Origin of the sequence: uncultured Fluviicola sp., assembly GCF_902168135.1 — a bacterium.
Lineage (GTDB): Bacteria > Bacteroidota > Bacteroidia > Flavobacteriales_D > Crocinitomicaceae > Fluviicola.
In genome coordinates, this window is record NZ_CABHOL010000008.1 from 1 (window position 1) to 15,231 (window position 15,231).

Here is a 15,231-nt window from a genome sequence, read left to right on the forward strand (position 1 = left end):
GCCAAGAGCTGTTTACCCGATTTGTTCATCTTACAGAAAGAAATCATGGTTCTTCTTCAACATTTATCATATCAACATCCCAATAAGGACCGGTTGTTTGAAAATCTCAACCTGGCTGTCCAAACTCATCACAAAACTGCCATCATTGGAAACAATGGGTCCGGCAAATCTACCCTCTTAAAATTAATTGCAGGGAAACTCCAACCGACTTCCGGGCAATTGTCTGTTGAGTCGGAACCGTATTATGTACCCCAGCAATTCGGGCAATACAATGAACTTACGATCGCGGAAGCATTACAGATCGCCGAGAAACTGAGAGCGCTCAACCAAATCCTGCTGGGAAATGTTTCCGAAGAAAACCTGGAAATACTCAACGACGACTGGGCCATAGAAGAGCGCTGTGAATCTGCACTGCAACAATGGCAGCTGCAAGAACTGGATTTGGAGCAAAAACTGGAATCCCTCAGCGGTGGACAAAAAACGAAGGTTTTCCTGGCTGGAATATCGATCCATCAACCGGGATTAATCCTGATGGACGAGCCGACTAATCATTTAGACCTGTCAGGCAGATCATTGCTGTATGACTTTATCCGGAATAGCTCCTCGACCCTTCTTGTTGTGAGTCACGACCGAAAACTGCTTCAGTTGCTGGACACCATGTACGAACTGTCACAATCCGGAATCAGGACTTATGGCGGTAATTATGAATTCTACACCGAACAGAAAGCCATTGAACAAGAAGCCCTTCAGAGCGAATTACAGCACGCGGAAAAAAGTTTAAAACGAGCCAAAGAAAAAGAACGCGAAACCCTGGAACGTCAGCAGAAGCTGGATTCCCGCGGAAAAAAGAAACAAGACAAAGCCGGCGTCGCCCGTATCATGATGAATACCATGCGGAACAACGCTGAAAACAGCACGGCCAGGGTAAAAAGTATGCATTCCGATAAGATTGAAGGGCTTTCAGGCGATCTCCAGCAAGTCAGATCCAAATTTTCAGGACTGGATCAGATGCAGTTTGGTTTCGAGGAATCCGGTCTTCACAAAGGGAAAGTACTATTCAAAGCCGATGGATTGAATCTTCATTACGGAAAAACCAAATTGTGGAAAAAACCTTTAAGTATTCAAATCAACAGCGGTGAACGCATTTCAATTCATGGATCAAATGGTTCCGGGAAAACAAGCCTTCTGAAAGTCATTTTGGGAGAAATTCAGCCCGAAAGCGGGAGCATTCACCGAACAGAAAGCGTTATTGTCTATATCGACCAGGATTATTCATTGATCGATCCTTCAAAAACAGTTTATGAACAGGCACAAGAATTCAACACCATTTCTTTGCAGGAACATGAAATCAAAATTCGCCTGAACCGTTTCCTTTTCGGCAAAGAAGCCTGGGATAAATCGTGTAGTAGCCTGAGCGGCGGAGAACGGATGCGGTTGCTTCTGTGCTGCCTGACGATTTCAACAATTGCCCCTGATATGCTGATATTGGACGAACCAACGAATAACCTCGATATCCAAAACAGTGAAATCCTCACAGCAGCGATCAATCAGTATCACGGCACAATCCTTGTAGTCTCGCACGATGAAATTTTTCTCGAACAAATACAAATTGATCACAGGATCAATTTGTAAGTTCAAAAAGGTTCAATGGTTCAAACTATTAAGCTATTTTTGAACGCTTTGAGCACTTTGAACTATTTATAAAAACAATTATGAAAGCACTACTAGCATTTGGACTTTTATTCTTCGGAACGGGCCAGGCATTTTCCCAGGAAGTTTACTCCGTAAATTATGAATCACAAGCAGACGTGAAAGTTTTTGTGGTGGACTATGAATCCCAGGCAGACCTTAAAGTCTATAAAGTCGCATATTCTTCGCAGGCGAGCGGAAATTAAGGAAAATGGTTCTTCGTAGATTATGAAAGTCAGGCTAAAAAATCCATTTACTTTGTAAAGTATGAAAGTCAAGCAGATTTGAAAATCTATTTCGTGGATTACGAAAGCCAGGCCGGATGGGTGAATAATAGTAAGAAACAGCTGATGTACTAACATAAAAGTAGGGGTGAAAAATTTTTCGTCCCTACTTTTTAATTTTCAATTACCTTCGTGGCATGTGGCTTAAAAACCTGGTTAAATACCATTTCAGCAAACGCATACACCGCGATAAACTACACCCTTCTGTCGGCATTCAGCAGCGTGCTTTGATGCAGCACTATCAGCTTGCACAAAAAAACAAACAACTGCCTGCTTTCAATACGACAGGATTCAAGGTGTTTTCCCAATTCGAAGAAGACGGACTGTTGCTTTTTTTGTTTTCTCTGATCGGTGAAGGAAGCAAGACCTTTATAGAAATAGGTTCCAATGACGGGATCAACAGCAATTGCAGTAACCTGGCAATCCACTTCGGCTGGTCGGGATTATTCTTTGAAGGCGACGAAAAACTGATCCGGCGCGGGGAAAAGTTCTATTCGAAAATCCCTACCCCTTACCATCCGAAACCAAAATACGTCCGGGCAATTATCAAACGGGAGAACATCAATGAATTGGTTTCAAAGGCAGGACTTTCCGGAGAAATTGAATTGCTTTCCATAGATATTGACGGAAATGATTACTGGGTTTGGGATGCATTGACGGCGGTTCAGCCGAAAGTAGTTGTCATAGAAACACATACGGAATTCGGTTTAGAGAACATCGTAGTACCTTACGATCCTGATTATATGTATCCGGGCAAACACCCGATTTACCATGGAGCAAGCGTTATTGCAATGAATAAGCTGGCTGAGAAGAAAGGTTACAGGCTTGTTGGAGCAAATGATTTGGGAATGAACCAGATTTATATTAGAAAAGACTTACTTTTGGAAGAAATTCCAAGCGTTTCCCCCGAATCGACTTTGTGGCACCCGAAAGCAAAAGCGGATTATGCAAAGTTCCATGAAATAAAAGATTGGGAATACATTAAAGGTTAATTTATGATCAGAAAAACGCTCTTTTCGAAACAAGCTCTGGATGTAAGCATTGATCGAATCAATCAGTTACAAGCTGATGCAAAGCCGCTTTGGGGTAAAATGAATGCGACACAAATGCTGGACCATTGCAGTGAAACCATGAAAGTGGCACGCGGACAAAAGGAATTGAAGCGCATGTTTATCAGCTATATCCTTGGAAGTATGATGAAAAAATCATTTTACAATGACAAGCCGGTTCCGAAAAACAGTCCTACACACAAAGATTTTATCATTACCACCACTTCCGATTTTGAAAAAGCAAAAAAGGAATTGATTGATCATTTGATTGCTTTCCAGGAAGGAGGAATGGAAAAATGTACAGCTCTTCCGCATGCATTCTTCGGAAATATCACCAAGGAACAATGGGGATTGGGAATGTACAAGCATTTGGACCATCATTTACAGCAATTCGGAGTATAAATATGGAATTTATTGATCAGGCACTGGATGATTACTGTTGCGCGCATACCACGGCAGAATCTGCCTTGCTGGCAAAACTGAACCGCGACACGCATGTGAATATTTTACAACCACGTATGCTGAGCGGACATTTTCAGGGTCGTTTATTGAGTTTGCTTTCGAAAATGATCCGTCCGGAGCGTATCCTGGAAATCGGAACTTACACCGGTTATTCCGCCTTTTGCATGGCTGAAGGATTGACTGAAAACGGGAAGATCATTACCCTTGACATCAATGCACAATTGGAAAATTTTGTTCGTTCTTATATTGCAGAAAGCGAATATGCTTCCAAAATTGATTACCGCATTTGCAATGCGATGGAAGAAATTCCAAGGATGAATGAACAATTCGACCTGGTATTTATTGATGCTGATAAAATGAACTACATCAATTACTACAACCTGGTTTTTGACAAAGTGAAACCGGGCGGGTATATTTTTTCCGATAATGTTTTGTGGTCAGGTAAAGTTGTTCAAACAGAAGGAAAAATCGATAAAGACACGCAGTTATTGAAAGAATTCAATGAATTGATCCACAACGATCCGAGGGTCGAAAATATTTTACTTCCGATCCGGGACGGGATTCTTATCGCGAGAAAAAAGTAAAACTTTTTTCTAATTATCAATGAAGGAATTATCAATTATCAAGACGAGAAATCTCTTGATAATTATTCCTTGATTATTGATAATTACTGAGGACGTATAACTGCTTTTTCTTTCTCCAATTCAACGTCTGTTGCTTTGCTTTTTGAAACAAATCTTCCTTCCTTGAATTCCACCGTTAAAAGATCGTACCCGTCATAAAGTGTGCTGACACCTTCATTTTTAAATGGAAGAGCGATTTTCAGTACACCGGTAAATTCTTTTCCGTTGATGTAAAACTCGTGTGTTTCCAGGTTATTCAGGAACTTACTGTATTCCAGGAATATTTCGTCCGTTTCGGTAGTTTTTCGATTGGAAACGTAGTAATGAACAATTTTATAGGTGTTTTTACCGTCAATCTTTTTTACAAGTGATTTTGTTGTCAGAAAGAGCTTCTTTTTCTCCGTAACAATATTACCGGAACAGATGCTGAAGTAGCTTCGTCCTACTTTTTGCTCGCTGCAGCCTGACTGGGCATTCAATTTTCCGGGAAGTAAAAAACCAAATATCAAAAGATTAAGGCTAAAGAACAATTTCATTTTCATGGGTTTGTTTTTAATAGAACTAAAGTATGCATTTTAGCGACGAAACATAAGAAATAATTGTGCCAAAAAGATTTAAAAATGCGCAGCGTTCAAACGTTCAAGCAGTTCAAAACGTTCAAATGTTCAAAATTGAGCCATTGAACATTTTATCTTTTGAACTTTTCTTGAACTTTCTTTGGAAAATGAGTAACCTTTTCGTCGAAATTACGATATAGTAAATCGGGCATAATTATTGCCTATTCGAACTGTATTTTAACGCATATGTGGAAGAACTACTTATTTATTGCAGGAATTTCTCTTGCTTTCAACACTTCTTTTTACGCGCAGGAAGAAGATCCTTCGTGTTTAGCTCCTTCTAAAAAGACCCAAAAACTCATTGATGCCGGTAGAAACTCAGCGGATCTTCAATCGGCCGCAACGAATTTTGCCAAAGCCATTGAGTCGGAACCTGAAAATGCGGGCCCTTATTATGAATTTGCCATGTATGCCTATGAATCGGGACGAAAAGCTTATGAAACAAGTCCGAATCCGGCAACCGGCGACCGCAGTTTCCTGAAAGCGGAAGGATTGTTCCAAAAAGCAGCAGAACTGTGTCCGGATTATCATTCTGACATCTACTATTATTTGGGAGTTATCAACTATACACAGGATGACAAAGAGTCCGCAACTGCCTGGTTCCAAAAATTCGTAGCTTTTAAAAATAATGATAACAGCCGCTATGGCGCTGAGTATACCAAACAACTGGCCGACGTAAAAAAACTGCTTGTTTCCCAAAAAGAAGAATCGGAAATGCTTGCTAAAGAGGTACCGTTCAACCCGAAAAAAATCCCGAATGTGAGTACGGATAAAGACGATGAGTACTTACCAATGATCTCTCCTGATAACCTGTTGATGTTTTACACGCGCAAGCAGGACATGAAAAACCTGGGAGATGTAGTTTCCAATATCCAGGAAATTTACACCTATTCCAGCAGAACGGATGACGCAATTGCATTCGATGGCGGAAAAGCATTCCCCAAACCTTTCAACAAGGGCGATTTCCAAAGTTACGGTGGAGCAACTGTTTCTGTCGACAACAAGGAAATGATTATTTGTGCCTGCAAGAAAACAGAAGTAAACGGTCAGCCATACATGAATTGTGATCTTTATTCGACAACCTATCAAAAAACAGGACCGAATCCTTCTGATTATCAATGGACGGACCTGGTAAATTTAGGACCGAAGATCAATACTCCTGATGGCTGGGAAGCACAACCGTCCATGTCGGCAGACGGGAATACTTTATTTTACACTGCTAACCGCAGAACCACCAAGGACAACGATGTTTTCGTAGTTAAAAGAAATGCTGACGGAACCTGGGGAGCCCCGCGTCCTTTTGACGAAATCAATACAGCTGGAAAAGATAAAAGTCCGTTCCTCCACCAGGATAGTGAAACTTTGTATTTCGTCTCCTCTGTTTCGGATGAGCGCAAGGGAGTTGGAGGTCTTGATATTTTCTACATGCGTGAAGAAAATGGTGTTTGGAGCAAACCAAAAAACATCGGATATCCGATCAACTCCAAGGGAGATGAAGTCGGGATTTTCGTTTCAACAGACGGAAAGCTGGCTTACTTCTCTTCGCAGCAACAGGGAAAATGGGACATCTATGGCTTCGACCTGTATGAGGAAGCAAGACCGAAAGCCGTAACGATCATTAAAGGAGATTTGAAAGATCCGGCAGGAAAGCCTATCGAAAATGCGACTATCGAAGTTGCTTATGAAAACTCTGAAAAGGTAGAACAGGTGCGTGTAAACGGGAACGATGGAAAATTTGCCGTGGTTGTTAAAACGGACAAGCCGCAGGATATCATGGTCTCTGTGAAAAAAGAGGGAGCCGCTTTTGACTCCAAACTGATCACCAAGGAGGAGATCACGAAGAAAGAAAACCGTTTGAACAACAAACTGGAAGTCAAAGAATTAAAAGTGGGTGAAGCTTATACCATCAACGATATCCTATATGACTACAACTCCGATGTTCTTTCCGGTAAATCGAAATTCATTTTGCGTGAATTTGCGCGTTTCTTAAAGTCTAACCCGACGATTAAGATCATGATCCAGGGTCACACCGATAGTGATGGCGATGATGCAAAGAACTTAGATCTTTCCGACCGACGTGCCAAAGGTGTGAAGAATTACCTGATCTCATTGGGAATCGAGGATGATCGCCTGGAGGCAAAAGGATATGGAGAAACAAAACCAAAAGCTGAAAATGATACTCCGGAAAATAAAGCGAAAAATCGTAGAACAGAGTTCCTGATACAAGGAATGTGATCTATGAATTATCAATGATTTTAATTATTAATTATCAAGGGGGATTTTTGTTTATTGCAGGATCCCCCTTGCTAATTTCATCCAATTGATAATTTATAATTTTCTTATGTTTGATTGATGAAAATAGTTTTATTCCTTCTGATCTCAATTATGCTTTTAGCATGCGATCAAAAATCGACCAACGGAAAAACGATAGTTGTAGATGTTCGTCCGGAACTTACCTGGAAACAGGGACACGGACAAGGAATCAATATTCCCTTACCCGAACTGGAAAAGCACAAAACCGAATTATTGCAATACGATACGGTGATCTTTGTCTGTGAGACCGGTGCTAGTGCTCTGCAGGCCACATCGTATATGAACACGCAGAAAGGACATGAAACTGTTTTTAAGAACGGTGTTTCCTGGACCAATTACCAAGATTGTCCTTAACCGGTTCAATGGGTTCAAAAGTTCCAACGGTTCAACTAATTCAATTTGAACGCTTGAACAGTTGAACTTTTTCTATTGATTAATAACCTTAAACGAAGTTCTTCTGTTCTTTTGGTGCAAGACTTCACGTTCAGCTTTCACCTTAAATGTATTGATGTATGCTTCAACCAACATAACGGGTTTTCCTTCCGCGTCCAAAACTGGTTTCTTATCCGGTCCGTACAATTGGTTCGGCTGGGTTTCTCCGTATCCTTTCGGAATCAAACGCGAAGGATCAATTCCTTTGGAAACGAGGTAATCCACACATGATTTCGCTCTTCTTTGAGAAAGGTCCAGGTTGTAAGCATCCTTTCCGCGGGCATCGGTATGTGAATTGATTTCCACGACGATGTTGTTGTTCAATTCCAGGAAGTCGAATAGTTTATCCAAAACGGCCTGGGAAGCAGGTCTTAGTTTATCGGAGTTAAAATCGTACTCAATTCCTTCGATCTCGATTTCTTCCTGGGGAATCGGTTTTAAATAGAAATCCCTGATAATACTTGTTGTCTGGGTAATGGAATTGGTATTTAAACTCGTTGCATCGGCAAAATAGTTAATCTTCTGACCTTTAATAAACAACTCCACCCCATAAGTCAATTCCTTCTCATAGTAACCGTTTGAATCCGTTACAATGTTGTAAGAAGGAAAAACTCCGCGCACGTCTTTGAAAGTCAGTTTGACATTCGGTAAGATTTCTTCCGTGTCTTTATTGTAAGAATATCCGCTCAGATAGATACGGATCGGTTCATTGACTACTTCGTAGATATCGTAACAGCTTCCGCCATTACACGGCTCTCTGTCGCTTGAGAAGAATCCTTTGGACAAACGGGAGTCCCACATCATGTAAGCATCATCTCTTGCCGAATTGATAGGCATTCCCAGGTTAAGAGGAACGCTAAATGCTTCTGTTTCGCGGTCGTAATGTGCTTTGAAGATATCCAGTCCTCCCATGCTTCCGTGTCCGTTGGATGAGAAGAACAAAGTGGATGAAACCTCGTGAAAGAATGGCGTTACCTCATCCTGATCGGAATTTATCAACGATCCAAGGTTTTCACAATGACCGATCGTATTTCCGGCAGAGTCAATTGCAATCTTCCAGATATCCATTCCTCCTAATCCTCCCGGGCGGTTGGACGAGAAATACAATGTTCGCCCATCCATGGAAACATATGGCTGAATACTTTTATAACCCGGATAATTCACCGATGTATCCAATTTATAAGCTTCGAAGAACTTCATGTTCATCATTCGCGCCAGGTAGATATTTTGCTCGGTTTTCTTTTCTTCACTCCAACGAGTATAGAAGATCACGTTGTTATTATTAAACGATCCAGCTCCATCGTTTTGGGCACTATTCAAAGGACGCCCGAAATTCGTTGGTGCCGACCAGGTGCTGTCATCACTATTTAAAGAAACCCAATACAAATCACACAAGTATTCCGATTGTTGCTTTTCGTTCAAAATAACTCCTCCGGTTCTTGCTGAGGTAAACATTAACTTTTGGTCTTTATCGAAGTACATCGTAGCAAAATTTGCTGTTCCCTTGTTAAACACACTGGTATCAGCCATTTTCACACTAATCTCACGTGTTTTCTCGATCTCTTCCTTTGCCAGGTGACAACCCGTCATTGCAACTTGTGCAGCATGTAACAATTCAATATCGGCCTGTGGAGAGCGGATATAATCTTCAAACTGAGCAATTGCCTCATCATATTTGCTGTTATTCATGTAGCTCTGAGCCAAATAATAACTATCGTGAGGATATGCTTTTTCATCGACCGTGTTTTTCAGGTGTTTTTCTGCATTCGGGTAATCGTGTAAACGGAAATAACACCATGCGATATGGTGATGCAGGTACTCCTCCATTGTTACACGCAGACTTGTATCCACTTCTATTTTTTTTCCGGAAAGCTTTTGGTTGCTCACCTGGATCTCGTACGGATAAGTCATGGTTGACCTTGCCACCGAATCAGACAGGGCCAATTTGTATTGCTCAACGGCATTTGCGTAATCCAGTTTATTGAAATACTCATTACCCAAATAGATATACATTTTTTTTGATTGTGCCAGTGACATGCCGGATATCACCAAAAACAACAAGCATATGATCTTCGATTTCATAGTTGCGAATGCGTATTATAGTCGTGGACAGATTTTGTAATCGGTTGGTTTTTTCTTTTTGTGTACATAGGTAAAGGAAATTTCAAACCCTCCGCGGCTCTTGGATGTGGAAGTCAATGAGGAAATATTGAAATCGTAAGCCAGCTTCAGCGTGTAAGCATCTTTTTTCATACCCAATGTGGCTATCATGGCATCCTTTGCACGGAAGATAACTCCTCCCAATACATATGCGCCGCTTCCTTTCAGGAAATAACCTGCTTCTACTGCATAAGTTTGTTCATGAAACTTCTTTTGCTGCATGATCAACACTTTCGGAATAACATAGAATAGTTCCGTAATGTTGATACGCGTACCTAAATGTGTATACATCCGCAAGGGAAGTTTACTTTCTCTCCCGAAAAACGATTCATTGGGCTGAGTCAGGTTGAACATGGAAACACCGATAAAAGGATTTAAACGCGCCTGAGATTTCGAATAGTAATACAAAGCACTCGCATTCAACATCGGGATAAACTTGGACTGAGCACCAAAATCTTCCCCGGACACCAGGGTTTGGTCAAACTCTCCACCATTATTCAGTGTGTATTGATTATTGAAAGACAATAATTGGTACTCGATGGATTTCTGGGTAACTCCACCCTGAATACCGAAGTTCACAATATGTGTTTTGTTCTTATTCAGCGGAACATAATAAGCTGCAGAGAGCAATCCCTGCAACACATTAAAATTACCGGCTCCGGCCCTGAAGTTGTTGATTTGAACTCCAAATCCCCATTTCTTAATCGGCATATCAAAGCTGATCAAAGCCGAAGTATATGGTTTGTAGTTCACGGATTTCCATTGGGTACGGTATTGACCATGCACTCTGAAATCACCTTCCATAACTCCCGTAAGAGCCGGATTCAAAAATAACGGTGCAGCATCATACATTGATAAATGTGCATCCTGTCCGTAAGACAATCCATTCAAGAAAATGGCAAAAAAACAAATTCTCAATTTCATGACTTAGCGTATTAAAGTTACGTCGCCTGATTCTCTGACAACAAAATTACTTCCCATATCAATCACAAAAGTCCAGGTGTAAACACCCAAAGGAACCGGTTCTCCTTTGTATGTTCCGTCCCATCCCACTTCGGAGTCATTCGATTCAAAAATCACCTGCCCCCAATTATTATATACTTTAAAATCTACATTTCTAAACGGTCCGCCGCGAATAATGAACACATCGTTCTCCCCGTCTCCATTAGGAGTAAATCCACTTGGAAGCACCGGAAGCAGAGCAATTGAAATTTCTTTGGAAACCGTATCGATACAACCGATATTGTCCACAATGGTCAATGTAACCACGTAAACTCCACCATTCGGATAGCTGTGGGTTGTGATTTCCGTATTATCTCCTTCTCCATCCCCGAAATCCCATTGCCAGGAAATAATATTTCCGGAAGTTACGTCTGTGAAAGTAATATCCTGCTCAACAAGCGCCGGATTTGGCGTAGCTGTAAATGATGCTGTCGGAATTGCATGTACATCAATCTGCTGGATTACCGTATTCGTACAACCGAAATCAGATACTGCAGTAAGGCTCACATTGTAAATTCCACTTGAAGGGAATACAAACGAAGGATTAGGCTGCGAACTCGAACCTATTCCGTTGAAATCGTAAGAATAGCTCGCTATAGTTCCGGAAGGAATGAATGACGTATTCGTGAAATTTGTCGGGTATGACTCACAGGCGATCGAAGCATTGAACGACGGATTCGGCAAAGGATAAACGGTTACCGGCTTGATAACCGTATCCGTACAACCGTTGCTGGAAGTAACGATCATCTGCACATTAAAGTTACCCGGACTTGTATATGCATGCTGCGGATTTTGCGCAATTGAGTTGGTATTATCCCCAAAAGACCAGGACCAGGAAGACAATGTTCCGGTATTAGCCACAGAGGCATCTACAAAATTCATATTACTAACCTGACATACATTTGTAAAATTGAAATCAGCTGTCGGGATCCGGTTGAAAGTAATCTGGATCGTATCTCTATCCGGCGGACACCCGAAATTAGATGTGGAAGTAAGGATCAAACTGATTGGTCCGCCTGCAACATCACCCGCTGAAGGATCATACAATCCGTTCAGATAGCCGGGTCCCGGAATAAATGTTCCTGTTCCTAATGTAGACCAGGTTCCGGTAGTATCTGCCCCAACGATATTTCCGTTCAATTGCACCATTTGGTTCTGACAGTAAGTTTGATCAGTTCCGGCATTTACCTGTGGAGGAGAAACAAAGGTCACTCGAATAGAATCGTGTGCGATCGGACAAATACCGGTTGTAGACAAAATAACATCGATAAATCCGTTTGTGACATCCACCGGGGAAATTGTATAGAATGTATTGAGGTTGGAAGGATCTGCAATAGTACCGAAACCGGAAGTTGTCCATTGCGTTGAAAAACCGGAAGTTACCGTTCCTGTAAGGTTCAACGTTGCATTATTCGAACAGATCGAATCCATGGAAGTAATTGTTACAACCGGGAAATCGATGATTTGTATTTCAAGACTGTCCATTACAGCCAAACAGTTTCCGTTGTTGGTCGATTCAAGGTATAACATAACCGTACCGTCTGAAATATCAGCTGTTGACAGCACGTAATCTGCATTCAGGTTTGACTGGGAAGGTGAAAAACCTCCGGTGCCGTCTGCAGACCAAATACCGGTAGTCGTAACTCCGGTGATAATTCCATTTAAAGGAACATTCGTTGTATTTGAACAAACCAGCTGGTCTCCGCCGGCATCAATAAATGGAGCTTCTGTAAAATAAATGACTACGGTATCCTGTTTATTGGGGCAAGAGAAGAAACTTCCCGTGGTGGTATAGAAAAGCATAACACTGTCAGATGCCAGGTCAGCCGGTGAAGGCGTGTAAGTTGTTGATGCCGATCCGATGTTGCCGAAAGCACCTCCATCCCCACCGCTCCAGGTTGCCGCTGCAGAATAGGAAAACGTTCCGTTAATCGGAACTGCTCCTACGTTGTTCTTACAGTAAGAATTATCCGTTCCGGCATCAGCTTCCGGCGACTGGATAAATGTCACTACCATCGTATCTCTAACCGGATCACAGTTTCCGGTAGAAGAAAGTACAAAAGTCAAAGTTCCCTGCGTGTAATCCGAAGCAGAAGGAACATAAGAAGTCGCTAAATCGGTTGCATTGACAAAAGAACCTGCTCCATTAATTACTGTCCACTCACCTGTAGTTGCACCACCTTCAACGGAACCATTCAATAATACAGAAGGATCTCCGTTACAAAGCGTTGTATCATTTCCGGCTTTGGTGTATACTTTTCTGTTGAAAGCAGACATATAGTGGTAATAACATCCCGAACTTGCTCCACCGTTAATTACTCCCATTCCAAAGTATTCACTGGAGTTTGTAATTAAGTTCGATGAACCAACCGGAATATCTGTCGTGTTGAACGTAATCTGGGCTCCGCTCCAAAACCCTCCCGTTCCGGGAACAGGGCTAAAAGCAGATCCGGGAACAAGTGTTGTACTTCCGTTCAGCGTAAAATTGTTGATTGCACTTGTGGGACAAAGCAGGTTTAAGATAAAAGTTTCTGAGTTGGTACGTGTAAAACTTACCTGGTTGGATCCTGCACAGTTAATCGGAGGTAACAATGCTTCCCCGACCTCGCATCCGAAGCCGCTTGCCTGCAACACGTATACATTCTTGTCTGCATCCACATAAGCAAGGGCTTCAGTGGCCGTCAGTACATATTTCCAGGTATCACCCTGGTTTAATAATTGTGAAAATGTTCCAAGGTTTGTTGTAACACTTACAGAAGTAAAGTTTTGAGTTGCAACAATGAAAATTCCTTCCTGGGAGTTTGCAAACATGTTTCCACGGTTCACAATGTAATTGGTACCAACCACATCTACCGGAACAATCTGATCTCCCATCAAATCGCGGCATCCACCACCGGAATTAGTTACCGAGTCATCCGAAACAGTCACCGCAATCGGTTTATCCGATACTACAATGGTTCCGCCAAGGTTATTCCCAGGAGTATTGGTTGCCTGGGAAACATTCTCAACAGTATAGGTCTGACCTTTGTTTAAGACGATTGAATAGGTAATCCCTACAGGATGTCCGACCACCGTTGCTTTGGGAGTAATCCAAACAGTCGTATTATCCTCAGTTGCAACAATACAGATCATTGATTTAGGTTGTATCGGTGCATAATTACCATTTGCCCAGGTATTTTGGAAAGGACAAACAAACTCTGTTCCCAGTGCATTTTGTCCTTTCAACGAGTATGTTTCGGGATTATTGACAACTGTAACCGCCTCATAAACTACCGTAATTAGAGTATCTGCTTCGATTTTAAGTCCGTAATTCAATACGGAATTAGCCGGTTTTGATTCCAGGGTATTCACAATTGAACTTAAAAAGAGCGAACTCAGAGAGTTTGCAGGAACAAGGAACGTAGAATCATAAGTTCCGGCAGGCTGATAAACCCGAACAGTTGTTGGTGCATTGAATGTTGATATACGCAACGCAATGGGTGTATTTCCGGCGTGGCTTGGCGTTACCCAGGGTGCAGCAAACCAAAAGACCGAGTCAATCTGACCTTTACTTTCGAATGACCCGACCGTAAAAATCAAAGCTAGCAGTAGTATTATCCGACGTAATTTCATAAGCTCTAAATTCATCCTACTATTTATTCTTATCGATTTCCTTTTGGATATCTTCCAGAATACTATTATTCAATTTATCATCTTCCTCCTCTAAAGAAGGCCTGTTTTTCGTAATTACAAATGAGATACCGATCTCATGCGATCCTGCGCTGTATTTTCGCAGTTGCGTATAACTGTAGTCATACCCGTAGGTAATAGCCAACCGGTTTTTCAATCTCACCCCGAGGAAAATCCCCAAAGCATCGTTCGTTCTGAAATTCAATCCTCCGAAGAACTTGTCCTTATATGCCAGCTGGGCCATAATGGATAGTTGGGCAGGAACCGGTTTCGTATAACGGAATAAAATGCCCGGTCTTAGTTCCCAGTTCTTTTTGATCAGGAATTTATAGGAACTCTGTATCGTATAGTGAAACTGTAAGTTCTGGTTGTAAGAATTAAAGCTTTTCCCCATAATCATATGATCAAGTGTTCCGCTAAACTCAAACTTATCGCTGTATAGGCGAAAACCGGCATTGACATCAAATGCATTTCCGGAATAACTGTTCCCGGTAAAGATCGGATCTCCTTCGTCGGCGATAACCGCATCGTACAAACGAACCCGGTACTGAACGAATCCCGGACGAATTCCCAATCCCAATTTCCATTTCGATTCCTTGCTAAATTTCAATTGATACCCATAATTGACGTAAATTCCGGTTTTTCCAACTAATCCCATTTGTTCGGTCAATACCTGAACTCCGTAACCGTGTTTCGCTTTATTCTTAAAAGAACCATGGAAATTCAGGTAAAAATTGCGCGGAGCATCCTTAAATCCAACCCACTGGCTTCTATTGTAGAAACTGACTTCGTGGTAGTTGGTACTTCCCACATAAGCCGGAGAATAATGCAGTGGATTTGCAAATACATTCGTGAATAAGCTTTGCTGCTGTCCATATGAAACAAAGAACAGAGTCACAAATAAGGTTGTAATAAAATTCTTCTTGTTCAT

Annotated in this window: 11 protein-coding genes and 1 pseudogene; 7 read left to right on the forward strand and 5 right to left on the reverse strand. The window is 41.7% G+C overall.

The genetic code is table 11. From position 1 onward, the window contains the following. Positions 1-45: 45 nt before the first annotated feature. From abc-f to QZT69_RS01110, 5 genes and pseudogenes are all read left to right on the forward strand, one after another. The gene (gene abc-f, locus QZT69_RS01090; protein ID WP_294669844.1) at positions 46-1,632 is read left to right on the forward strand and encodes a ribosomal protection-like ABC-F family protein; all 1,587 of its coding nucleotides are present in this window, start codon (positions 46-48) and stop codon (positions 1,630-1,632) included. A gap of 80 nt (positions 1,633-1,712) precedes the next feature. Beyond that, a pseudogene (locus tag QZT69_RS01095) lies at positions 1,713-2,048 on the forward strand (DUF6150 family protein). Positions 2,049-2,110: 62 nt separating this feature from the next. Next, on the forward strand, positions 2,111-2,965 hold the full coding sequence (locus tag QZT69_RS01100) for a hypothetical protein (RefSeq protein ID WP_294669714.1): 855 nt from the start codon (positions 2,111-2,113) through the stop codon (positions 2,963-2,965). Between the two features lie 3 nt (positions 2,966-2,968). Further along, the gene (locus QZT69_RS01105) at positions 2,969-3,424 is read left to right on the forward strand and encodes a DUF1569 domain-containing protein (RefSeq protein WP_294669716.1); all 456 of its coding nucleotides are present in this window, start codon (positions 2,969-2,971) and stop codon (positions 3,422-3,424) included. A gap of 2 nt (positions 3,425-3,426) precedes the next feature. Next, the gene (locus QZT69_RS01110; RefSeq protein ID WP_294669718.1) at positions 3,427-4,068 is read left to right on the forward strand and encodes an O-methyltransferase; all 642 of its coding nucleotides are present in this window, start codon (positions 3,427-3,429) and stop codon (positions 4,066-4,068) included. 83 nt (positions 4,069-4,151) lie between these two features. Here QZT69_RS01110 and QZT69_RS01115 read toward each other — a convergent pair whose 3' ends face one another. Continuing rightward, positions 4,152-4,643 (reverse strand): hypothetical protein, encoded by a 492-nt coding sequence (locus tag QZT69_RS01115; protein WP_294669720.1) that lies wholly within the window; start codon positions 4,641-4,643, stop codon positions 4,152-4,154. A gap of 267 nt (positions 4,644-4,910) precedes the next feature. On the opposite strand from QZT69_RS01115, the gene QZT69_RS01120 reads away from it, so the two are divergent. Both QZT69_RS01120 and QZT69_RS01125 read left to right on the forward strand, forming a co-directional pair. Continuing rightward, entirely contained in the window at positions 4,911-6,959 is a 2,049-nt protein-coding gene (locus tag QZT69_RS01120; RefSeq protein WP_294669722.1) for an OmpA family protein, read from the forward strand. A 117-nt stretch (positions 6,960-7,076) separates the two neighbouring features. Further along, positions 7,077-7,391, forward strand: a complete 315-nt coding sequence (locus QZT69_RS01125; protein ID WP_294669723.1) for a rhodanese-like domain-containing protein — start codon at positions 7,077-7,079, stop codon at positions 7,389-7,391. A 72-nt stretch (positions 7,392-7,463) separates the two neighbouring features. Here the strand turns inward: QZT69_RS01125 and QZT69_RS01130 are convergent, their stop codons facing one another. From QZT69_RS01130 to QZT69_RS01145, 4 genes are read right to left on the reverse strand one after another with little or no spacing between them, the layout of a single operon-like run. Beyond that, positions 7,464-9,551, reverse strand: coding sequence for an OmpA family protein (locus QZT69_RS01130; protein WP_294669725.1), 2,088 nt, complete (start codon positions 9,549-9,551; stop codon positions 7,464-7,466). A 15-nt stretch (positions 9,552-9,566) separates the two neighbouring features. Continuing rightward, the gene (locus tag QZT69_RS01135) at positions 9,567-10,553 is read right to left on the reverse strand and encodes a PorP/SprF family type IX secretion system membrane protein (protein WP_294669727.1); all 987 of its coding nucleotides are present in this window, start codon (positions 10,551-10,553) and stop codon (positions 9,567-9,569) included. A 3-nt stretch (positions 10,554-10,556) separates the two neighbouring features. After that, positions 10,557-14,243: a PKD domain-containing protein gene (locus QZT69_RS01140; RefSeq protein ID WP_294669729.1), complete on the reverse strand. Its 3,687-nt coding sequence runs from the start codon at positions 14,241-14,243 to the stop codon at positions 10,557-10,559. Between the two features lie 19 nt (positions 14,244-14,262). Continuing rightward, positions 14,263-15,231 (reverse strand): PorP/SprF family type IX secretion system membrane protein, encoded by a 969-nt coding sequence (locus QZT69_RS01145; RefSeq protein WP_294669731.1) that lies wholly within the window; start codon positions 15,229-15,231, stop codon positions 14,263-14,265.